Source organism: Nocardia sp. BMG111209 (assembly GCF_000381925.1).
Classification (GTDB): Bacteria; Actinomycetota; Actinomycetes; order Mycobacteriales; family Mycobacteriaceae; genus Nocardia.
Map to the genome: position 1 here is coordinate 1,995,308 of NZ_KB907307.1, position 21,330 is coordinate 2,016,637.

Annotated in this window: 20 protein-coding genes; 15 read left to right on the forward strand and 5 right to left on the reverse strand. The window is 70.3% G+C overall.

Going from position 1 to position 21,330, the window contains the following annotated elements; translation table 11 throughout:
* Positions 1–84 precede the first annotated feature (84 nt).
* A complete protein-coding gene (locus G361_RS0109060) occupies positions 85–1,716 on the reverse strand; it encodes an ABC-F family ATP-binding cassette domain-containing protein (RefSeq protein WP_019926751.1) in 1,632 nt (543 codons plus the stop codon).
* Positions 1,717–1,890: 174 nt separating this feature from the next.
* Here G361_RS0109060 and G361_RS0109065 point away from each other — a divergent pair, with 174 nt between their 5' ends.
* Positions 1,891–2,655, forward strand: a complete 765-nt coding sequence (locus G361_RS0109065) for an SDR family oxidoreductase (protein ID WP_019926752.1) — start codon at positions 1,891–1,893, stop codon at positions 2,653–2,655.
* A gap of 5 nt (positions 2,656–2,660) precedes the next feature.
* Here G361_RS0109065 and G361_RS42925 read toward each other — a convergent pair whose 3' ends face one another.
* A complete protein-coding gene (locus tag G361_RS42925) occupies positions 2,661–3,593 on the reverse strand; it encodes a hypothetical protein (RefSeq protein WP_026342842.1) in 933 nt (310 codons plus the stop codon).
* Positions 3,594–3,698: 105 nt separating this feature from the next.
* On the opposite strand from G361_RS42925, the gene G361_RS0109075 reads away from it, so the two are divergent.
* Together G361_RS0109075 and G361_RS0109080 are read left to right on the forward strand one after the other, a co-directional pair.
* The gene (locus G361_RS0109075; protein WP_019926754.1) at positions 3,699–4,811 is read left to right on the forward strand and encodes a lycopene cyclase family protein; all 1,113 of its coding nucleotides are present in this window, start codon (positions 3,699–3,701) and stop codon (positions 4,809–4,811) included.
* 143 nt (positions 4,812–4,954) lie between these two features.
* Positions 4,955–5,623 (forward strand): CPBP family intramembrane glutamic endopeptidase, encoded by a 669-nt coding sequence (locus G361_RS0109080; RefSeq protein WP_019926755.1) that lies wholly within the window; start codon positions 4,955–4,957, stop codon positions 5,621–5,623.
* Between the two features lie 164 nt (positions 5,624–5,787).
* On the opposite strand, the gene G361_RS0109085 is transcribed toward G361_RS0109080, so the two are convergent.
* A complete protein-coding gene (locus tag G361_RS0109085; protein WP_019926756.1) occupies positions 5,788–6,381 on the reverse strand; it encodes a TetR/AcrR family transcriptional regulator in 594 nt (197 codons plus the stop codon).
* Positions 6,382–6,469: 88 nt separating this feature from the next.
* Between G361_RS0109085 and G361_RS0109090 the strand changes: the two genes are divergently transcribed.
* The 3 genes from G361_RS0109090 (at position 6,470) to G361_RS0109105 (ending at position 11,141) form a co-directional block, all read left to right on the forward strand.
* Positions 6,470–7,474, forward strand: coding sequence for an NAD(P)H-binding protein (locus G361_RS0109090; RefSeq protein WP_019926757.1), 1,005 nt, complete (start codon positions 6,470–6,472; stop codon positions 7,472–7,474).
* A 13-nt stretch (positions 7,475–7,487) separates the two neighbouring features.
* On the forward strand, positions 7,488–8,342 hold the full coding sequence (locus G361_RS42930; protein WP_019926758.1) for an NAD(P)H-binding protein: 855 nt from the start codon (positions 7,488–7,490) through the stop codon (positions 8,340–8,342).
* Between the two features lie 1,926 nt (positions 8,343–10,268).
* Positions 10,269–11,141, forward strand: a complete 873-nt coding sequence (locus G361_RS0109105; protein ID WP_019926759.1) for an NAD(P)-dependent oxidoreductase — start codon at positions 10,269–10,271, stop codon at positions 11,139–11,141.
* Between the two features lie 4 nt (positions 11,142–11,145).
* On the opposite strand, the gene G361_RS0109110 is transcribed toward G361_RS0109105, so the two are convergent.
* Positions 11,146–11,568, reverse strand: a complete 423-nt coding sequence (locus G361_RS0109110; protein WP_019926760.1) for a helix-turn-helix domain-containing protein — start codon at positions 11,566–11,568, stop codon at positions 11,146–11,148.
* Between the two features lie 47 nt (positions 11,569–11,615).
* On the opposite strand from G361_RS0109110, the gene G361_RS0109115 reads away from it, so the two are divergent.
* The 6 genes from G361_RS0109115 (at position 11,616) to G361_RS0109145 (ending at position 17,474) form a co-directional block, all read left to right on the forward strand.
* Positions 11,616–12,470, forward strand: a complete 855-nt coding sequence (locus G361_RS0109115; RefSeq protein WP_019926761.1) for an SDR family NAD(P)-dependent oxidoreductase — start codon at positions 11,616–11,618, stop codon at positions 12,468–12,470.
* A gap of 114 nt (positions 12,471–12,584) precedes the next feature.
* The gene (locus tag G361_RS0109125; RefSeq protein WP_019926763.1) at positions 12,585–12,941 is read left to right on the forward strand and encodes a YciI family protein; all 357 of its coding nucleotides are present in this window, start codon (positions 12,585–12,587) and stop codon (positions 12,939–12,941) included.
* Positions 12,942–12,951: 10 nt separating this feature from the next.
* A complete protein-coding gene (locus tag G361_RS0109130; RefSeq protein WP_019926764.1) occupies positions 12,952–14,214 on the forward strand; it encodes an RNA polymerase sigma factor in 1,263 nt (420 codons plus the stop codon).
* 249 nt (positions 14,215–14,463) lie between these two features.
* A complete protein-coding gene (locus tag G361_RS0109135; protein ID WP_231386821.1) occupies positions 14,464–15,276 on the forward strand; it encodes an SAM-dependent methyltransferase in 813 nt (270 codons plus the stop codon).
* Between the two features lie 94 nt (positions 15,277–15,370).
* Positions 15,371–15,760: a pyridoxamine 5'-phosphate oxidase family protein gene (locus G361_RS42940; RefSeq protein ID WP_019926766.1), complete on the forward strand. Its 390-nt coding sequence runs from the start codon at positions 15,371–15,373 to the stop codon at positions 15,758–15,760.
* Positions 15,761–15,818: 58 nt separating this feature from the next.
* Complete coding sequence (locus tag G361_RS0109145; RefSeq protein ID WP_019926767.1) at positions 15,819–17,474, forward strand: bifunctional 3'-5' exonuclease/DNA polymerase; 1,656 nt, start codon at positions 15,819–15,821, stop codon at positions 17,472–17,474.
* Between the two features lie 11 nt (positions 17,475–17,485).
* Here the strand turns inward: G361_RS0109145 and G361_RS0109150 are convergent, their stop codons facing one another.
* Entirely contained in the window at positions 17,486–17,695 is a 210-nt protein-coding gene (locus G361_RS0109150) for a hypothetical protein (RefSeq protein WP_019926768.1), read from the reverse strand.
* A 182-nt stretch (positions 17,696–17,877) separates the two neighbouring features.
* Between G361_RS0109150 and G361_RS0109155 the strand changes: the two genes are divergently transcribed.
* Genes G361_RS0109155 through G361_RS0109165 form a run of 3 tightly spaced genes read left to right on the forward strand, consistent with a single transcriptional unit; the run spans position 17,878 to position 21,313 of the window.
* Positions 17,878–19,287, forward strand: coding sequence for a nucleobase:cation symporter-2 family protein (locus G361_RS0109155; RefSeq protein ID WP_019926769.1), 1,410 nt, complete (start codon positions 17,878–17,880; stop codon positions 19,285–19,287).
* Positions 19,284–20,183 (forward strand): fumarylacetoacetate hydrolase family protein, encoded by a 900-nt coding sequence (locus G361_RS0109160; protein ID WP_019926770.1) that lies wholly within the window; start codon positions 19,284–19,286, stop codon positions 20,181–20,183. Before G361_RS0109155 ends, G361_RS0109160 begins: the two co-directional genes overlap by 4 nt.
* A 29-nt stretch (positions 20,184–20,212) precedes the next feature.
* Positions 20,213–21,313, forward strand: coding sequence for a ring-opening amidohydrolase (locus G361_RS0109165; protein ID WP_019926771.1), 1,101 nt, complete (start codon positions 20,213–20,215; stop codon positions 21,311–21,313).
* Positions 21,314–21,330 lie beyond the last annotated feature (17 nt).

A 21,330-nucleotide genomic window follows, 5' to 3' on the forward strand; every position in this document is an offset into this window, starting at 1 on the left:
CCGGCGTCCGTGATCAACGCTTTGATGTGATTCGGATCACGAAATCTCGACAAAAGGCATCCGAGGCCCGAGCGGCCAAGGGCGTCAAGCGAGTTGGATGAGCTCCAGATAGTCCTGTGACCAGTGATCCTCGGTGCCGTCGGGCAGCATGATCACCCGCTCCGGATTGAGCGCCTCGGCCGCACCGGGATCGTGCGTGACCAGCACGACCGCACCGGCGTAGCTGCGCAACGCATCCAGCACCTGTTCGCGGGAGATCGGGTCGAGGTTGTTGGTCGGCTCGTCGAGCAGCAGCACGTTGGCCGCCGAGGACACCAGGCCCGCCAGCGCGAGCCGGGTCTTCTCACCGCCGGACAGGGTGCCCGCCGGCTGCTCCAGCTGCGGCCCGGAGAACATGAACGCACCCAGCAGGCCGCGCAGATCCTGTTCGCCCGCATCGGGAGCCGCGTGGCGGATGTTCTCCCACACCGTCGCGGTGTCGTCGAGGGTGTCGTGCTCCTGCGCGAAATAGCCGATCTTCAGGCCGTGCCCGGGTTCCAGCTGCCCCGCCGAGGGCTGTTCGACACCGGCGAGCAGCCGCAGCAGCGTGGTCTTGCCGGCGCCGTTGAGGCCCAGCACGACCACCCGGCTGCCGCGATCGATGGCGAGGTCGACACCGGTGAAGATCTCCAGCGAGCCGTACATCTTGGTGAGATTGCTCGCCATCAACGGGGTCTTACCGCAGGCCGCGGGCTCCGGGAACCTGATCCGGGCCACCTTGTCGGACAGGCGAATCTCGTCCGCGTCGGCGAGCATTCGCTCGGCGCGCTTGAGCATGTTCTGCGCCGCAACGGCTTTCGTCGCCTTCGCGCCGAGCTTCGCGGCCTGCTGCTTCAGCGCCGACGCCTTCTTCTCGGCATTGGCGCGCTCGCGGCGGCGGCGCTGCTCGTCGGTGGCGCGCGCGTCGAGGTACTTCTTCCAGCCCATGTTGTAGAGGTCGGCCTCGCCGCGCACCGCGTCCAGGAACCACACCTTGTTGACCACGGCCTCGAGCAGTTCCACATCGTGGCTGATGACGATGAGGCCGCCGTCGTGGCTCTGCAGGAAACCGCGCAGCCAGGTGATGGAGTCGGCGTCGAGGTGGTTGGTGGGCTCGTCGAGCAGCAGGGTGGTGCCGGATTTGCCGCCGCTGCCGTCGGAGGCGGCGAACAGGATGCGGGCCAGCTCGATCCGGCGGCGCTGACCGCCGGAGAGCGTGCGCAGCGACTGGCCGAGCACCCGGTCGGGCAGGCCGAGGCTGTGACAGATCCGGGCCGCCTCGCTCTCGGCGACGTATCCGCCGAGGGCCGAGAACCGCTCCTCCAACCGGCCGTACTTGCGCACGGCCTTCTCCCGCTCGGCGTCGTCGGCCACCTCGGCCATCAGCGCCTGCTGCTTCTCCATCTCCCGGATCAGCGAATCGAGGCCGCGCGCGGACAGCACCCGGTCGCGGGCCAGCACGTTCAGATCGCCCTCGCGCGGATCCTGCGGAAGGTAACCGACCTCACCGGACCGGATCACCTGACCGGCGTACGGCTCGCCCTCACCGGCCAGGATGCGCAGGGTGGTGGTCTTGCCGGCGCCGTTGCGGCCCACCAGTCCGATCCGGTCGCCGGCCTGCACCCGCAGCGCCGAGCCGGGCGCCGTCAGCAGGGTGCGGACTCCGGCCCGGACCTCCAGGTCGGTCGCGGTGATCACAAAGGTCTCCTCGAGCTGATGTGTACGGGATGGCGGCTCGTGCAGAGTGTGCTCCCGATACCCGCACGCCGACCACTCAGTTTACCGGTGTCCCGCGCAACGACCGCATCGCGCCGGTAACGAGGCCGTGACGAGCCTCCCGAGGCGGCCTCGGGCTCCGGTAGCGTCCCTGCCATGACCGACGACGTGGCGGGCAGGGGCGCACTGGTCACCGGCGCGAGCCGGGGCATCGGCAAGGCCATCGCGGCGGAACTGCTGGCCCGCGGCGCGCACGTACTGATCACCGCGCGCAAGCCCGAACCGCTCGCGGCGGCCGCCGAGGAACTGCGATCCCTCGGCCATCCGGGCCGGGTGCTCACCCAGGCGGGCAACGCCGGCGACGCCACCGCCCGCGGCGACGCCGTGATGACGGCGGTGGCCGAGTTCGGCTCGCTGGACATCCTGATCAACAACACCGGGATCAATCCGGTGTTCGGCGCGCTGATGGACGCCGACCTGGACGCGGTCCGCAAGATCTTCGACGTCAACGTCGTCGCCACCCTCGGCTACATCCAGGAGGCGTACCGGTCCTGGATGCAGACCCACGGCGGCGCGATCGTCAACATCGCCAGCGTGGCCGGGCTGCGGTCCACCGGGGTGATCGCCGCCTACGGCGCCTCCAAGGCGGCGCTGATCCGCCTCACCGAGGAACTGGCCTGGCAGCTGGGCCCGTCGATCCGGGTCAACGCGGTCGCGCCGGGTGTGGTGAAGACCACGTTCGCCGGTCCGCTCTACTCCGCCGGCGAGGAGACCGCGGCGGCCGCGTACCCGATGAAGCGCCTGGGCACTCCCGAGGACGTGGCCGCGCTGGTCGGCTTCCTGGTCTCCGACCGGGCGGCCTGGATCACCGGCGAGGTGGTCCGGGTCGACGGTGGCCTGCTCGCCACCGGCGGCGTCTGATCGGATCAGCGGAAGCTCAGGGCGCCGGTCATATCGGTCTGCTTGTAGTGCAGATAATCCTTCGCCCGGTCCTCGGTGACCGCCGGCGTGGTGGTCACGAAGGTGACGACCACGAAGTCCTTCTCGGCGTCGGCCACCCACTTGCCGACCGCGAAGTTGCTGATGTAGCTACCGGGACGCAGCTTGAAGTCGCTGTCGCTGATCGTCTCGGCGGCGGTGGTGGCGTGGTCGGCGTCCTGCATGCCGAGCACGTACTCGGTCAGCATCAGCGCGCCGCCCTCGGACTTGTACACCATCTCCGCGGCGTATTTGCAGCCCGCGTCGGTGAGCGCACCGTCGGCCTCGAAGTCGGCGCACGTGGTGTGGTCCCGGCCCTCGACCCAGTCCGCGTGGAAGGAGATGTTGCCCAGCTTGAAGTTCCAGTCCTTGGCCGCCTCGTTGTAGCTGAAGCGCCGGGAGGTCGCGACACTGCTCGTGGTCGGCCGGGCCACCGACGAACTCGCGCTGCTGCGCGCGACCGCCGACGAGGTGACCGTCGAGGTCGACACGGCGTTGTTGTTCGTACCGCCACCGCTGTTGGCGATCAGCGCGGCCACGCCGATCCCGACGATCAGCAACAGCACCACACCCACGACGACCCCGATCACGATGCCGCCATTGGATTTACGCGGCGGCGGAGTGGGGTAGCCACCCTGATACGGCGGCGGGGCCGGCTGCCAGGTCGGCGGCTGGGTGGGTGGCGGCGGCGGAGGCGGGGCGGCCCAGGCCTGGGTCGGCGGCGCCGGGGACGATGCCGGTACCGTCTGAGCGGGGGTCGGCTGGTTGGAACCCCAACCGGGTTGCGGCGCATTCCAACCGGACTGATTGGCGTCGGGCTGCGACCACCATTCGGCCTCGTCGCTCGGCTCGGAGCCGGAGGGACCGGGGGGATTCGTCATCGCTGCCAACCTTCCGCAGCCGGGGTCGCCGTGGCGCCCTCGAGCGGTCGTCCCCCCGGGCTGTGTTTTCGACAGTACCGCACCCGTCCGGGCCGGTGACCACCCATGGTGGACTCGTCTGCTGCAATCTTCATCGTGACCGATCTCATCGTCTGCGGGCTCGGCCCGGCCGGGCGAGCGCTCGCGCATCGCGCGCGGGCACACGGTATATCGGTGCTGGCGATCGATCCGCATCCGGACCGGCACTGGACCGCCACGTATGCCGCATGGGCCGACGAGCTTCCGCCGTGGATCGCGCCGCGGACCCTCGCGGCGCAGCTTCCGCGGCCGGTCGCCTGGGGCACCCGGCGGTTCGAGATCGACCGGCGGTACGTGGTCTTCGACAATGCGGCCCTGCGGGATTCGCTGGACCTGGACGGCGTGCGCGTGGTCGCGGGCACGGTGGCCGAGATCCGCCGCGCCGACGGCGGTCCCGCCACCGTGCGGCTGGAATCCGGCGAGACGTACACCGCGCGCCGGGTCGTCGACGCCCGGGGCGTGCGCCGAGCGCCGGAGTTGGCCGAGCAGACCGCCTTCGGCGTCATGGTGCCCCGGCAGCGCTGGGACGAGCCGCTTTTCATGGACTGGCGGCCGGACAACGGTGCCGGACCGGCGGAACCACGCTCGTTCCTGTACGCGATCCCGCTGAACGACGACACCGTCCTGTTGGAGGAGACCTGCCTGGCCGGCCGGCCCGCACTCGATCTCGCGGTGCTGCGGGATCGGCTGCACACCCGATTGCGCGGCCGCGGTATCGAACTCGACGGCACCGAGCCGACCGAGCGGGTCCGGTTCCCGGTGGAGGGCGGCCGCCCCGGCGACGAGCATTTCGGCGCCGCCGGCGGATTACTGCATCCCGCAACGGGTTACAGCGTCGCCACCGCACTGGCCGAGGCCGACGCGGTCGCCACCGGCGCGTCGATCTGGCCGTGGCAGGCCCGAGCCGTCCACGCACTGCGCAACACCGGACTGCGCGCTCTGCTCACCCTGTCCCCCACCGAGATTCCGCTGTTCTTCGACGGCTTCTTCACCCTCTCGCCGGAGCGCCAGCGCGCCTACCTCTCCGATCGCCGCAACCTGTTCGCGATCGCCGCGACCATGCGCGACCTGTTCACCACCGTGCCCGCTCCCGTCCGGGTGAAGCTGGTCACCGCACCGGCGCGGGGGTGGCGCGGCTGAATCCGCCCCCGCGCCGGCCGGATCGCGTGGCACAGATCCCAGTCGCGTGACCGGGCACAGCCGCGCCGACCGCGGGCCGGAGGGCCGTCATCGGCGCACGGGCACACCGGCCGACCGCGCGCCGACCGGCTAGGGTGGTGCGCATGCGAGTTCGACCGTGGCGGCGGCTGTATCTGGGTGCCGAGTACGCGGCGCTGTTCTTCGGTGGCACCACGGCCTACAACGCACTGCTGCGCGGAAAGTCGCCGATTCCGGCGCTGCTCGCACTCGCCTCGGGGGCCGCCTGGTACCTGCGGCGCTCACCGGATTTCGATCGGGACGCGCTGTGGCGCAGTGAGGCACTGCCCGGACAGGCGCGTCCGATGGCGGCGCTCGCCGGGTCCAGCGCGCTGGCGCTGACCGCCATGGTGGCGGCCCGGCACCGCGAGGATCTGTTCGATCTGCCCCGGCGCAATCCGCTGATCTGGCTCGCGGTGATGGTCCTGTATCCGGCGCTGAGCGTGTACCCGCAGGAACTGATCTACCGATCGTTCCTGTTCCACCGGTACGCGCCGGTCTTCGGTGAGGGACGCGGACTGGTCGCGGCCAGTGCGGCCGCATTCGGCTACGCGCACATCCTGTTCGGCAGCTGGTTCTCGGTGGCGGCCAGCGGAGCAGGCGGGTGGATCTTCGCGACCCGCTACGCGCGCACTCGATCCCTGTTCACCGCCTCGGTCGAACATTCGGTCTACGGGATCCTGGTCTTCACCGTCGGGCTCGGCCGGTACTTCTACCACGGCGCTGTACCCGAGACCCGGCCCCGCCCGGCCTGAGTCCGCGCACGCATCGACGACCCCGGCATGAACCCGGGGACCCGCGGTTCACCGCCTCCGGCCCCGACGCCGACGCTGAGGCTGAGGCTGAGGCTGAGGCTGCGATGATCCGGGTAGGAACGGGCCACGTGGTGACACTCCACCACCGCCTCCGGCCCTGACGCTCAGGCCCGCAGTGCCTCCAGCATGCGGGTCGCCTCCACGACCACCGTGGGCAGTGCGGCGGCGGGATCGCCGGTGCGCGCCAGCAACATTCCGGCTTCGCAGAGCGCGCCGAACAGCAGGTGGCAGCGGATGCGCAGGTCGCCCTCGGACAGTTCGCCGTCGGCGGCGGCTCGGGCGAGCCCGTCCGACAGCACCCGCAGGACGTGGTCGGCCTCGATCTCGCGCACGGCGTCCCAGCCGAGCACCGCGGGCCCGTCGAGCATGACGATGCGGTTGCACCGCGGATTCAGGCACAGGTTCAGGAAGGTGGCGCAGCCCTGCAACAGGGCGGTCCAGGTATCCGGCGCGCGCTGCGCGACCTGTTCCAGTTCGCTGGCCATCCATTGTTGTTCGGCCACGAAGACGGCGCGGAACAGCGCGGCCTTGTCGCCGAAGTGGTGGTAGACGGCCCCTTTGGTGAGGCCCGCCTCGGTGGTGATCGCCTCGATGGAGGTGGCCGCGTAGCCGTTGCGGCCGAACAGCGCGCGCCCCGCGTCGACGAGCCGGCCCGTGGTCGAGTCGGTCCGCTCGGCCTGGGTGCGGCGGGTACTCACCAGCCAAATGTAACCGGTTGTGCGCCTTGACTTCCATACTGTGGGTATGTAAATCTCTTACATACCCACAGTATGGAAGTTGATCACCATGACGATCTACGCCATTTACGGGGCCTCTGGCCATACCGGCCGCCTCGTCACCTCCGAACTCCTCTCCCGCGGCAAGGACGTCCTCCTGTCCGGCCGCGACCCGGATCGGCTCGCGGCACTCGGCCATCCGCGGATCCTGCCCGCCACCGTCGACGATCCGGAATCGTTACGCGCACTTGCCGATTCGGCGGACATCGTCGTGAACTGCGCGGGCCCGTTCGCCACCACCGGCCTGCCCGTCGCCGCCGCGGCGGCCGCCGCCGGCCGGCACTACGTCGACCACGCACTCGAAATACACCACGTCCGAAAGCTTTTCGACGACTTCGGCGGCCCGGCGGAACGCGGCGGTTTCACGATGCTGCCCGACGCCAGCTTCTACGGCGGACTCGGCGACCTCCTGGCCGGCGCCGTCGCGCGCGGGATGGCCGACATCGAGCGCGTGACCGTCGCCTACTCGGTCGCCAACTGGAAACTGACCACCGGCGCGATGGCCACCGCCCGGCTGCTGTTCGCCGACACCGAACGCATCGGATTCGCCGACGGCGCACTGCAATTCGGATTCGTCGAGCCACGCAACGCGGTCTTCGCGTTCCCGCCGCCGGTCGGCCCGCGGACGATGATCGCCCCGGTGCCGTTCCCGGAGCCGCTCACGGTGCCCCGGCACGTCCGCACCCGCGCGGTCGAGGCGCAACTGACCGCCCGCACCTTCGAGGAGGAACGGGCCTTCACCAGCGAACACCTGCCCGCCGAGGAGCGGGCCGACAGCGAATACACCGTCGCCGTCCAGGTTCTCGGCGCACACGGGTCGGCGGCCGGACATGTGCGCGGCCGCGACCTGTGGCGGGTCAGCGCGCTCATCGCGGCCGAAGCGGCGATCCGCATCGCCGAAGGCGGCGTCAAGAGCGGCGTGGTGAGCCCCGGCGAGGCGTTCGACCCCGTGGAATTCCTGACCGCCCTTGCCGATCGCGACGTCTTCACCCTCGAACTGCCCACCCGGCCCTGAGGAGACAACCACCATGGAACCGATCCTGGTCACCGGCGCCGCCGGTGGACTGCAGGGCGCCACCGGCCGCCGCGTCACCGAGACCCTGCGCGACGACGACCACCCGGTCCGGGCATTCGTCCGCGCCGACGACGCGCGCGCCGCCGAACTGAAGGATCTCGGCGCGGACGTGATCGTGGGCGACCTGCGCGAGATCACCACCGTACTACCCGCCGTCCGAGGCGTCCGCCGCGCCTATTTCACCTATCCGGTCACCGCCGGAATGCTCGACGCCGCAGCGGTTTTCGCCGCCGCCGCACACGACGAGGGCCTCGAACGAGTGGTGGCGGTCTCACAACTGGGTTCCGATCCGCACGCGGGCACCCCACACATGCGCCGGCACTGGGTGGCCGAACAGGCCCTCGACCGTGCCGGCATCGGCGCCGTCCACCTGCGCGCCGCCGTCTTCTTCGAAAACCTGCGCGTCGTCATCGCACACAGCGGCGAACTGGCCCTCCCCCTCGGATCCCCGGACACGGTCCTCCCGTTGATCGCCGCCACCGATGTCGCCGACGTCGCCACCGGCATCCTGCTCAACCCCGACCCCATCGAACCGATCCACTGGCTGGCAGGCGAAATCCTCACCGCGGCACAAGCAGCCGAGGCATTCGGCGTCCGCTACGTAGACGTGGATCCGGACCGATGGCAGCAGACCGCCACCACCCTCTACCGCGACCCCGTCACCGTGGAACACCTCACGAACCTCTGGAAACTGTTCCGCGACATCGGCTCCGGACACGACCTGTACCAGGTCACGGACTCGATCGAACGCTTCACCGGCCACCCACCCGTCACCCTCCACGAACACCTGGCCGCCGACCACAACTAGAGCCACCGAAATCGCCTGCGGCAGCACACATCCGCAATGGCCGCAGGCCCCTCCCCCGTCTCTCCCCCACCTGCGACAGTACACATCCGCACTGGCCGTGGATTCCTCCCCCCGTCTCTCTCCCGCCTGCGGCACCACATCCACAATGGCCCGCATTCGGCCGCGCGCACCAAGCCCGCCACGCCGCTCACGGCAGCGGCAGCGGCAGCGGCAGCGACAGCGACAGCGACAGCGACAGCGACAGCGACAGCGACAGCGACAGCGACAGCGACAGCGACAGCGACAGCGACAGCGACAGCGAACCGTAGCGCGGGCTCCGCGTTGGGTCGAACGGTAACCGGCGGGCAGCACACGACCCCTCGTGCGTGTGCTGCCTCGTCCGTCATCCACACGGCCACAACGCCTTTCGCGATGTGACCGTTGCGCTGCGCCGGATCAGCAGGTCGGACCAGTAGTGCAAGTTCCACCCGGGCCACCGGAGTTGCCCGGCCCACCAGGACCTCCCATACCACCGCCGCCGGGTCCACCTGGATCACCGGGACCGCCCATACCGCCGCCGGGTCCACCTGGGCCGCCACCCATGCCGCCACCGGGATTGCCGAATCCGCCACCGGGACCGCTAGGTCCGGAATCACCCGGCCCACCCGGGTTGCCCTGTCCCCCACCGGGTCCGCCTCCCGGACCACCGGGTCCACCCGGACTGCCCTGTCCCCCACCAGGACCGCCGCCGGCCGGACCGCCGCCGGGCCCACCGCCGCCGGGCCAACCACCCGGACCGCCACCTGGACCGCCGGGTCCACCACCCGGATCACCGGGTCCATGTCCTGGGCCGCCCCCGCCGGGCCAACCACCCGGACCACCGCCACCAGGTCCGCCGCCCGGACCACCGGGTCCATGTCCCGGGTCGCCCGGACCGCCCCCGCCGGGCCAACCACCCGGACCGCCCGGATTCCCAATGCCACCACCAGGTCCCCCGGGACCACCCGGGCCTCCCGGCCATCCCGGCGCACCGGGGTTGGGCATACCGTCGTTGTCACCCGGCCAATTCGGATCGCCGGCAGGCGGACCCGGCGGCTGATCGGGGTCGCTCGGGAGGATTCCCGGTCCGCCGCAACCGGATCCGCTGGCGCAACTGTTCCCGATGAACACAGGGCTTGCGAACGCCGGGCTCGCGAGCGCGGTGAGCGGAGCGGCCAGCATGACGCCGACCGCTGCGACTCCCACCGCGCCGCGCCGGCGCCTGGCGTGTGTTGTGGAACCCACTGTGAAGCCTTTCTATCGGTTCCCGGCCACGTCCACGTGGCCTACTGGAATCGAACCGGGCGTAACTGTGACGGAAATGCCAGGTTTCTCAAAACCGACTGGGAGAAACAGCGTTTCGAGCCACCCCGCTCCCAGGTTCGGGCCGCCCCCTCCCAGATTCGGGCCACCTGCTCCCAAGTTCGAGCCGCCCCACGCCCATGTCCCCGCACTCGGATTCCAGCCGCCCCTTCCACGACTCGGGCCACCCCGCTCCTGGGTTCAGACCGCTCCGCACCCAGTTTCAGGCCGTCCCGCCCCCAGTTTCAGGCTGCCCCGCACCCGGACTCGGGCAGTCCCACATTCAGACTTGGGCTGCCCGCCCCCAGACTCAGGCCGTCCTTCAGGCTGCCCGCACCCGGACTCGGGCAGTCCCACATTCAGACTTGGGCTGCCCGCCCCCAGACTCAGGCCGTCCTTCAGGCTGCCCGCACCCGGACTCGGGCAGTCCCACATTCAGACTTGGGCTGCCCGCTCCCAGATTCGGGGCGTCCCACGCCCAGATTCGGGGCTGGCGCACCCCAGTTCGGCCACCCCGCTCTCAGGTTCAGGGCCGCCGCTCCCCAACTCGCACCACCCCGCTCCCGCTTTCGGCCCGCCTCGGAGCCCGCAGGTAGGGTCCGGGTAATGGCGACGATTGCATTCCTCGGTGCGGGCAGCCGGATGGGTTCCGGGATGGCGGCGCGGTTGCTGGCCGCGGGACACGAAGTGCGGGTGTTCAACCGGTCCGCGGCGAAGGCCGCGAAGGCGGTCGCCGCCGGCGCCGTCCTCGCCGACTCACCGCGCGCCGCCGCCGAGGGCGCCGAAGCGGTGTTCTCGATGGTCGCCGACGACGCCGCCTCGCACGCCGTCTGGCTCGGCGACACCGGCGCACTGGCCGCCGCCGCGCCCGGCGCCTTCGCCGTGGAATGTTCCACGCTGTCCCGCTCCTGGGTGCTGGAGCTCGCGGAACATGCTGCCGCACAGGGCTTCCGCTACGTCGATTGCCCGGTGACCGGACTGCCGGACGCCGCCGCGGCGGGCCGGCTCACCCTGTTCGTCGGCGCCGGCGCGGACCGGCTCGAGCAACTGCGGCCGCTGCTGGAACCGTTGTGCGACAACATCGTCCACTTCGGTGGGATCGGCGCGGGCACCAGCTACAAACTGATCCAGAACCTCATGGGATCGATCCAGATCGCGGCCACCGCCGAGGCATTGCGCACCGCCGAACTCGCGGGCCTGGACCTCGCGACGGTCGTCGACACCCTCGGCCGCGGTGGCGCCGCCAGCCCCAGCGTGATCCGCGCGAGCCGCCGGATGCTCGACGGGCACTACGACCGCAACATCGCCTTCACCGCCGCCCTCCGGCTGAAGGACACCCGCGTCGGGGTCGAATTGGCCGACAGCGTGGGTGGTCCGGCCGCACTGGGCCGGGCCGCCCGCGACCTGCTCGCCCGCCCGGTCGACGCGGGCCGCGGCGAACTCGACGAGACCGCGCTGTTCGACCTGCTGCACGACTGAACCGTCACCGTTCCCCGTCCCACCGCCGATCGGTCCGGTCGCGGGCGGCGGCGATGTGCCGATGATTCTCGACCGCCCAGTCCGCCAGCGCGGACAGCGGTACCAGCAGCCCGCGGCCCAGCGGTGTGAGCCCGTATTCGACGCTGGGCGGCACGGTCGGATACACCTCACGCTCGATCAGGCCGTCCTGCTCCAGGATTCGCAGCGTGCGGGTGAGCATGCGCTGGCTGATGTTCTCGATCGAACGATGCAGTTCGTTGAAACGGTGCCGGCGACTGCCCAATTGCACCAGTACCAGCACCGACCATTTGTCGCCGACCCGGCGCAGTACCTCGGTCACCGGGCACTGCTCGTGCTCGGCCGCCGGTATCGGCACCGGCAGCCGGAATGCGAGCATCGAGGGCACATCGGTGTGCGTACCTGACATCGAACTGCCTTCTTTCGCTGATCCGCGCGGGAATCGATGATCGGCACATGGCAGATTCCACATCCGATCCGGGCAAGACCATTGTCGTCAGTGGCGCCACCGACGGCATGGGTAAGGCGGTGACCCTGTCCCGGCTGGCCCGCGGCGACCGGCTCGTCGCCGTCGGCAGCAATCCGGCGAAGTTCACCGCGCTGATCGCCGAGGCCGAGCGGCTCGGCGCGGCCGACCGGCTGCACACCGTGCGCGCGGACCTCAGTTCCATCGCCGAGAACCGGCGGGTGATCGATGAGATCGCCGCGCGGTACCCGGCCGTCGACGCGCTGCTGCTGTTCGCGAACCGGCACAGTCCGCGCCGCCGCGAGACCGTCGACGGCCTCGAGTACACCTTCGCGCTCTACTACCTGAGCCGCTATCTGCTGTCGCGCGGGCTGGGCCCGCAGCTGGACGCGGCGGCGAATCCGGTGATCGTGACGGTCGCCGGCGTCGGCACCACCGCCGGTGCGATCGACTGGGACGACCCGCAGTCCACCCGCGGCTACCGGCCGGTCCGGGCGATGATCCAGGGCGCGCGGGCCAACGACCTGCTCGGCGTCGGCTTCGCACAACAGCGGGCCGGGCGGGCCCGGTTCGTCATGTACCACCCCGGTTTCACCCGCAGCGGGGACAGTTCGCCCCTGCCGCTGCCGGTGCGGATCCTGCTGCGCGTGGCCGCCGCGCTGAAGGCGCGGCCGATCGCGGAGTCGATCGCGCCGATCGACGGCTTCATCGACCATCCGCCGGCGCAACCGCTCACCGCGATCGACCGCGGTGATCCGGTCGATCCCGCGCTGCCGACCCTCGATCCCGGCGACGCCCGCCGCCTCGCCGACCTCACCGAGGAACTCCTGCACCGAATGGTGTGAGTATGGTGACCGGCATCACACCGACGCGGTGTCGATCCGGGTCGCCTCCCGTTCGAGGTGTGGATGGGTGAGCCGATACCCGGCCCGCCACATCGACACGAGAGGATGCCGCACATGCGCTACCTGACCCTGATTCGCCTCGATCCCACCGCCGCCCCCTCCGACGGGCCGGACGAGAAACTGATGGCGGACATGGGCACGCTGCTGGAGGAGATGACGAAGGCGGGCGTGCTGCTCGACACCGCCGGGCTGCGGCCGATCGAGGAGGCCACCCGGATCCGGCAGACCAACGGTGTGCAGACCGTCCTGGACGGCCCCTATACCGAGTCGAAGGAGATCATCGGCGGTTATTGCCTGTTGCAGACCCGGTCCCAGGAGGAGGCGGTGGAGTGGTCGCGGCGTTTCCTGCGCGTCCACGGCCCGGAGTGGGATATCGAGGTCGAGGTCCGGCAGGTCGTCGAGCCGGAGTGAGCGGAATTCGGTGAACGGATCGGGATCCGGCGACGCCGCGGCCCGGCGCGCGGTCGAGACCGCGTGGCGGATCGAATGGCCGCGCCTGGTGGCGGGTCTGACCCGGATCGTGGGCGATATCGGCACCGCCGAGGAACTCGCGCAGGACGCCCTCGTCGCGGCCCTGGAACAGTGGCCGCGCGAGGGGGTTCCGCCGAATCCGGGTGGCTGGCTGATGCTGACCGCCAAACATCGGGGTATCGACCGGATCCGCCGCCGCGGCACCCTCGATCGCAAACTGGCGCTGCTCGGCCACGATCTGGTGATCGACCAGCGCACGCCACCCGAGCAGCCGCCCCAGGACGATCTGCTGCGGATGATGTTCACCGCCTGCCATCCGGTGCTGTCGCGTCCGGCCCAGGTGGCGCTCACGCTGCGGATGGTCGGCGGCCTGAGCACCGACGAGATCGCCCGCGCCTATCTGGTGTCGGAATCGACTGTGGCACAACGGATCGTGCGCGCCAAGCGCACCATCGCGGCGAAACGGGTGCCCTACGAGGTGCCGGCGGGACCGGAACTGGCGGTGCGGCTGGATGCCGTCCTCGAGGTGCTCTACCTGATCTTCAACGAGGGGTACACCGCGACCTCGGGTGCGGCGTGGATGCGCACCGAACTGTGCGAGGACGCCGTGCGCCTGGCCCGGATCCTGGCCGGACTGCTGCCACGCGAACCGGAGGTGCACGGCCTCGCGGCGCTGCTGGAACTCCAGGCGTCGCGGCTGCGCGCCCGCGGCGCCGGCCCGCATCCGGTCCTGCTGGCCGATCAGGATCGCACCCGCTGGAGCCGGCTGTACATCCGCCGCGGTTTCGCCGCGCTGGGCCGGGCGCGATCACTCGACACCGCACAGGCCCGGCTACCGGGCCGCTACACCCTCCAGGCCGCGATCGCCGCCGCGCACGCGATGGCCCCGACCGCGGCCGAGACGGATTGGCGGCGCATCGCCGGCCTGTACGCGATTCTGGCCGAACGGTTTCCGTCGCCGGTGGTGGAACTCAATCGGGCCGTGGCGGTTTCGATGGTGCACGGCCCGGCCGCCGGACTGGAGGTGGTGGACGTGCTCGCGAAGTCCGGCACGCTCGACGGCTACCATCTCCTGCACGCCGTCCGCGCCGACCTGCTGACCCGCCTCGGCCGCGCCGACGAGGCCCGCACCGAATTCGCCACGGCCGCAGCGCTCACCGCCAACGCGGCCGAACGCGCACTGCTGCTCGGCCGGGCCGGAATCGACGACTGAACACCCCGGAACCGGCGCGGCGGCCACCGGGTACGGACGCGATCGTCGGCCCGGTCACCGAATCCACCGGCGCCGGCCGCGGTCGCCTCGCCGGCCGGAACGGCGAAATCGCCTGGTCCCGAACCCGGTTCGGACAATCCGGGCCCGAATGCGCCGGAACCGGGCAGTCTGCCGGATTTGATCGGGCCGCACGTCCGGATACGGTATATCTGCGTAGTACAGATCCCCACGTCGCAAGGAGACGTTGCCGTGTTCGACGGCCCTATCGACCTGCATACCGATGTGGCGCACCCGGCTCGGATGTACGACTACTTCCTCGGTGGGAAGGACTCGTACGAAGCCGACCGGGCGGCCGCCGAGCAGGCGTTGCACGATTTCCCGTCGGTCCGGCTGACCGCGCGCACCAATCGTGAATTCATGCACCACGCCACCAAATATCTGGTGGGCCAAGGTATCCGGCAGTTCCTCGACATCGGCACCGGCATTCCCACCGAGCCGAATCTGCACCAGGTGGCGCAGGAACTCGCGCCGGACGCGCGGGTGGTGTACGTCGACAACGACCCGATCGTGTACGCACACGCGCGGGCGTTGCTGGTCAGCACGCCGGAAGGCCGCACCTCCTACGTGCAGGCGAATGCGGGCGATCCCGAAGAGATCCTCGCCTCCCCGGAATTGACGAGCACTCTGGACCTGAGTCGGCCGGTGGCGGTGTCGATGATGGCGCTGCTGCACTTCGTACCCGGCGACGTCTACGACATCGTGCAGCGGCTGATGCAGCCGCTGGTCCCGGGCTCGTATCTGGCGATGTCACACGTCACCACCGAATTCGACGACGGCGCAGACGATCCCGACGGGATGGCCCGCCTGCTGCAGGTCTACGTGGACCGCGGCATCCCGGTCACTCCCCGCACCCGCGAACAGGTTTCCCGGTTCTTCGACGACCTGGAACTGCTCCCCCCGGGTGTCGAGGTCATCCACCGCTGGCGCAACGAGGGCATCGAGCATCCGCCGAGCCACGACAAGCGCGTCTCGCTGTACGGCGCCGTCGGCAAGAAGCTCTGAACGGGGACAACCACTTCCGGCGACCCCGCGCTCCGGCGATCGGGCAGTACGGATTCGCGGTCCCGTCGCGCGACGGGGTTGTAGCCTGGATCACATGAGTGGGGAGCCACACACCGAACTCGGTGACCTGCTGACCACCTTCGCGTTCACCTACCTGATCACCACGAATCCGGACGCACAGCCGCACGTGGTCGGGGCCGTCGTCGTGCCGGACGGATACGCGCTGCGTATCGACCACACCGGCCCCACCACGCGCCGCAACATCGACGTCAATCCGGCCGTCACACTGCTGTGCCCACCGCCGCGCGCCGGCGCCCGCAGCCTCATCATCGACGGCAAGGCCGAATATCACGGCGACACCGTGACGGTGACGCCGACGGCGGCAATCCTGCACCGCGACAACCCGTTACGGCCACCCGGCCAGCGCTGCGGCGACGAGTGCCGCCGACTGTCGCTGACTCCGCCGGACGCGGCGGCACCCTGACCCGCGGCCGGGGCGGTCCTCGCGGATCCTGTCGGTCCCCACTGCCAGACTGACGGGTATGCGATGGGCGGTGGCGGAGGCAGGGCAGGGCGGAGCGCGGTTGTGCCCGCTCGGCGGCGACGGCCGTGCCGCGGGGCCGGTGGTCCGCGAATCCTCGTTCGAGGAGGCGGTGCGGTCGCGGCCGGAGGTCGAGCGGTGGGTCTGGCGGTCCACCGCCGTCTATCGGCGGCTTCTCGCGGCCGGGGTGCGGGTGGAACGCTGTTACGACGTGGAGGCCGCCGAGGCGTTGCTGATCGGGCACGAGGAGGGCCAGTCCGGGCAGGCGCGGTCCCTGCCCGCCGCCTGGGCCCGGCTGCACGGCCGTCCCGTCCCGCCGGACGCTCCCCTGCGCGCCGCCGACACCGAGCCGGCCCTGTTCGATTCGGGCCCGGTGCCGCTGCCACCCGGCACCGACGAGTTGACCGCGCTGCTGGAGGTCTACGCCGGACAGGTGGCCCGCACCGCCGCCACCGCGCATCCCGAACGCATGCGGATGCTGATCGCGGCCGAGTCGGCGGGCATGCTGGTCGCCGCCGAGATGTCGCGCGCGGGAGTGCCGTGGCGCGCCGACATCCATCGCGAACTGCTCGATTCCCTTCTGGGCGAACGCATTCCCGGCGGCGGCGAACCGCGCCGGATGGCCGAACTGGCGGACGAGGTGTCGCGCGCGTTCGGGCCGGGCATCCGGGTGCGGCCCGATCTGCCCCAGGACATCGTCAAGGCGTTCGCGCGCGCCGGAATCGCGTTGTCCTCCACCAGGAAATGGGAACTGCAGAAGATCGATCACCCCGCGGTGGCGCCGCTGCTGGCCTACAAATCGCTGTATCGTCTGCACACCGCCAACGGCTGGGCCTGGATCGACCAGTGGGTGCACGAGGGCCGTTTCCGGCCCGAATACCTGCCCGGCGGCACGGTCACCGGCCGCTGGACCACCAACGGCGGTGGCGCCCTGCAGATTCCGAAGATCGTCCGGCAGGCGGTCCGCGCGGATCCGGGCTGGCGGCTGGTGGTCGCCGACGCGGATCAGATGGAACCCCGGGTGCTCGCGGCCATCTCCCGCGATCCGGGCCTGATGGAGGTGGCCGGCCGCGCCGAGGATCTGTACGCCGATCTGGCGGCCCGCGCCTTCGGTGGCGACCGCGACCGCGCCAAAGTGGCACTGCTGGGCGCCGTCTACGGCCAGACCTCCGGGGACGCGCTCACCCATATGGCGGAACTGCGCCGCCGCTACCCCGCCGCGATCGCCTACGTCGACGATGCCGCCGCCGCGGGTGAGGAGGGCCGGCTCGTGCGCACCTGGCTGGGCCGCACCTGTCCACCGGCCGCCGCCTTCGAACGCGCCGACGACGAGGAACCGCGGGCCGGCAGTTCGCCGAAGGCCAGGGCGCGCGGCCGTTTCACCCGTAACTTCGTCGTCCAGGGCAGCGCCGCCGAATGGGCGCTGCTGGTACTGGCCGGGCTGCGGCAGGCCATGTACGGCGCCGGACTGCGCGCCGAAATGGTCTTCTTCCAGCACGACGAGGTGATCGTGCACTGCCCGGCAGAGGAGGCCGCGACCGTCGCCGCGACGATCACCGAGGCGGCGGACACCGCGGGCCGGCTGGCCTTCGGGCCGACGCCGGTGCGGTTCCCGTTCACCACCGCGGTGGTCGAGAACTACGGCGACGCGAAGTGAGCCATCGGCCGCTATGCCAGTTCGACCTCGTCGAATCCGACGATCAGACTGTGCCAGCGTTGCCGCAGCACACCCCCCTCGCGATGGACGATTCCCTCCCCGAAATCCAGGCGTAGCCGGGATTGTCGATCATCCACCTCCCGTACGACTCCGCAGACGCCGCTGAACGGCCCCTCCGGGAAATACACCACATCGCCTGGACCGAATCCGGTGAACCCCACGCCACCATCCTAATCGGAGTCGATCATCGTCGCGGCCGAGCCGACAGCGGACCGGGCCCGCAACATGATCTTCTCGATCCGGATACCGGCGGAAAGCTCGGCGCAATACCGGGGTAACGCGCTTTCGAGAATCTTGGGATCCCAAAATATTCGCCACCTCGGTGAGATGAGGCCAGGAAGCCATGAGAAATCCCCTGCGTTCGGTCCGGGTCCGGCCGGTGACCGGCGAGACCGCCGACCCCGTCGACGAGATGCTGCCCGTCGGCAAACTGCTGGCGCTGGGCACCCAGCACATGCTCGCGGCCTACGCCGGCATCATCGCGCCGCCGTTCATCATCGGCACCGCGCTGCACCTGCCGACCGCGGATCTGATCTTCCTGATCAGCGCGAGTCTGCTGGCCTCGGGACTCACCACCCTGCTGCAGACGATCGGCATCTGGAAGATCGGCGTCAAACTACCTCTGGTGCAGGGTGTTTCGTTCTCCGGCATCGCCTCGATGATCGCCATCGGCAAGAGTCACGCCGGCGGCGCGGCGGCGATGCAGGTGATCGTCGGCGCGGTGATCGTGGCCGCCGCGGTGATGTTCTTCGCGGCCCCGTTGTACAGCAAGCTGTTACGGTTCTTCCCGCCGCTGGTGATGGGTGCGGTGGTGACGGTGATCGGGATCAGCCTGATCCCCATCTCGATCGGCTGGTTGCAGGGCGATCAGGGCAGCAAGGACTTCGGCTCGGCGAAGAACGTCTTCATCGGCCTGCTGACACTGCTGCTCACGCTCGTGATCGTCACGTACGTACCGGGTTTCACCAAGCGGGTCGGGATGCTGGTGGCGATGGTGATCGGCACCCTGGTCGCGATGCCGCTGGGCATGGTCGACTTCTCGAAGCTGGGCTCCGCGCGGGTGTTCGCGGTGCCGGGGCTGTTCCATTTCGGCGCACCGCATTTCGAGCCCGCGGCGATCGTGTCGATGGCGATCGTGATGCTCGTTATCATGACGGAGGCGACCGCCGACATGCTCGCGATCGGCCACATCGTCGACCGTCCGGTCTCGCCGGCCGATGTCGCGAACGGCCTGCGCGCGGACTGCCTGGGCTCGGTGATCAGCGGCGGCCTCAACGGTTTCCAGGCCAGCGCCTACGGCCAGAACATCGGCCTGCTGGTGATGAGCCGGGTCAAGAGCCGGTTCGCGGTCGCCGCGTGCGGGCTGATCCTCGTCGTGCTGGCGCTGTTCCCGATCGTCGCGGCGGTGGTGGCGATCGTGCCGTTGCCGGTGCTCGGCGGCGCCGGTATCGCGATCTTCGGACTGGTCGCGGTCAACGGCCTGCAGACGCTGAGCACGGTGGACTTCCACGACGAGCAGCAGGGCGCCATCAACGCGCTGATCGTCGCCGCGACCCTGACCATGGGCATCCTGCCGATCGCCGCGCCGAACTTCTACGCGCACTTCCCGTCCTGGATCCAAACGGTGTTCGGTTCCGGTATCGCCTCCGGCGCGATCACGGCGATCGTGCTCAACCTGCTGTTCAACGAACTGAAGATCGGCCGCCGGCGGGCCCCCGCGGAAACCACCGACAGTCCCGCGGTGTCGGCATGAGATTCGTGACCTTCGACCGCGACGGCGGCACCCACCTCGGCGTACACGTCGCGGACGGCGACATCCTGGATCTGACCACCGGTTCCGGCGGCGACCCGGTCTTCGGCTCGCTGCTGTCGCTGCTCGACGGCGGGCCGGACGCGCTGGCGCAGGCCCGGAAACGGGCCGAGGCGGCACAGATCGGTGACGAGAACGTCTGCCGTGCAACCGATGTCGTGCTGCGGTCGCCGATCCCCCGGCCCCGCAAGAATGTGTTCTGTGTCGGGATGAACTACCGTTCCCACGTCGAACAGAACGCGCGAGCGCTGGGCCTGCCGGTGGAGATACCCGACATCCCGCTGTTCTTCTCCAAACCGGTCACCGCGGTCGTCGGCCCGGGTGAGCCGATCATCCTCGATCCGCGCCTGACCGAGAAGCTGGACTACGAGGTCGAACTGACGATGATCATCGGCCGGGGCGGCACCTGGATCAGCGAGGCGGACGCTCCCGGGCACATCTTCGGCTACACCCTCGCCGACGACGTCTCCGCCCGCGACCTCCAGTCGCGGACCAGTCAGTTCTTCTACGGCAAGGGCCAGGACTCCTACTGCCCGCTCGGACCGGCCGTGGTCACCGCCGACGAGATCGGCGACCTCGCCGCGGTGGAGACCGAACTGCTGGTCAACGGCGAAGTGCGCCAACGGGAATCGGCGGGGAACATGATCTTCTCCCCCGCCGCGGTGATCAGCCACCTGTCCCGGGGCATCACCCTGGAACCCGGCGACATCGTCACGCTCGGCACACCCGGCGGCTGCGGCTACCAGATGACGCCGCCGGTCTTCCTGCGCGACGGCGACGTGGTGGAATGCCGGGCCACCGGTATCGGCAGCCTGGTCAACCCGGTCACCGCGATCTGATCACCCGGATCGGCGACGAAAGGACAATCATGCGGATCGGTGTGCACCGGCTGGCCATGGCCCACCCCGGTGACGTGACGGCGCTGCGGGCCCTGGTCGAATCCGGGGAGATCGACCCGGGCACGATCGTGGCGACCATCGGCAAGACCGAGGGCAACGGCGGCGCCAACGATTTCACCCGCGCCTACGCGACAACGGTTCTGGCACAGTATCTCTCGACGGTGCGGAAGCAGACCCCGCAGGAGGTCGAGGAGCAGGTCGCGTTCGTGTGGTCCGGCGGCTGCGAGGGTGTGCTGTCACCCCATGTCACCGTGTTCACCCGCGAGGACACCGCGGCCGGCGACCCGGACGGGACGAAGCGGCTGGCCCTGTCGGTCCAGCGCACCCGCGACCTGCGCCCCGAGGAGGTCGGGCGGACCGTGGCGGCCGAGGAGGTCGCCGCCGCGGTCCGCCGGGCGCTGGATGACCTCGGCTGCGACGTCGAGGACGTCCACTATGTGCAGGTGAAGGGCCCGCTACTGACCCCCGCCGGTATCGCGGACGCCCACACCCGGGGCGCCGAGGTGGTCACGACCGACCCGAACCGGTCGAAGGCCTATGCCCGCGGCGCCACCGCGCTCGGCGTCGCACTGGCCCTCGGCGAGGTCGCCGCCACGGCGGTGACCGACGCGGCGATCGCCACCGACCTGACCCTGTACTCGAATGTCGCCTCCACCTCCGCCGGCGGCGAGCTGACCGCCTGCGAGGTGATCGTCCTCGCGAATTCCACGCGGGCCACCAGCCCGTACCGCATCGGCCACGCCACCTTGGCCGATGCGATCGACCTCGCCGGCGTGCGGGCCGCCCTCCGCGCCGCCGGGCTCGAATTCGACTGCGAGCCCGGCGAATTCGAGCGCGGCCGGATCGCCGCGGTGTTCGCCAAGGCGGAGGCGCCGGTCGGCGGGCTGCTGCGCGGGCAGCGGACCACCATGCTGTCGGACGCGGACATCAACTACGAGCGGCACTCCCGCGCCGCCGTGGGTGCGCTGATCGCCGCCCAGACCGGCGACGCGCGCATCTTCGTCTCGGGCGGGACGGAACACCAGACGCCGCCCGGCCAGGCGCCGATCGCGGCGATCGTGGCACTGTGAACGTCCGCGAACACGGC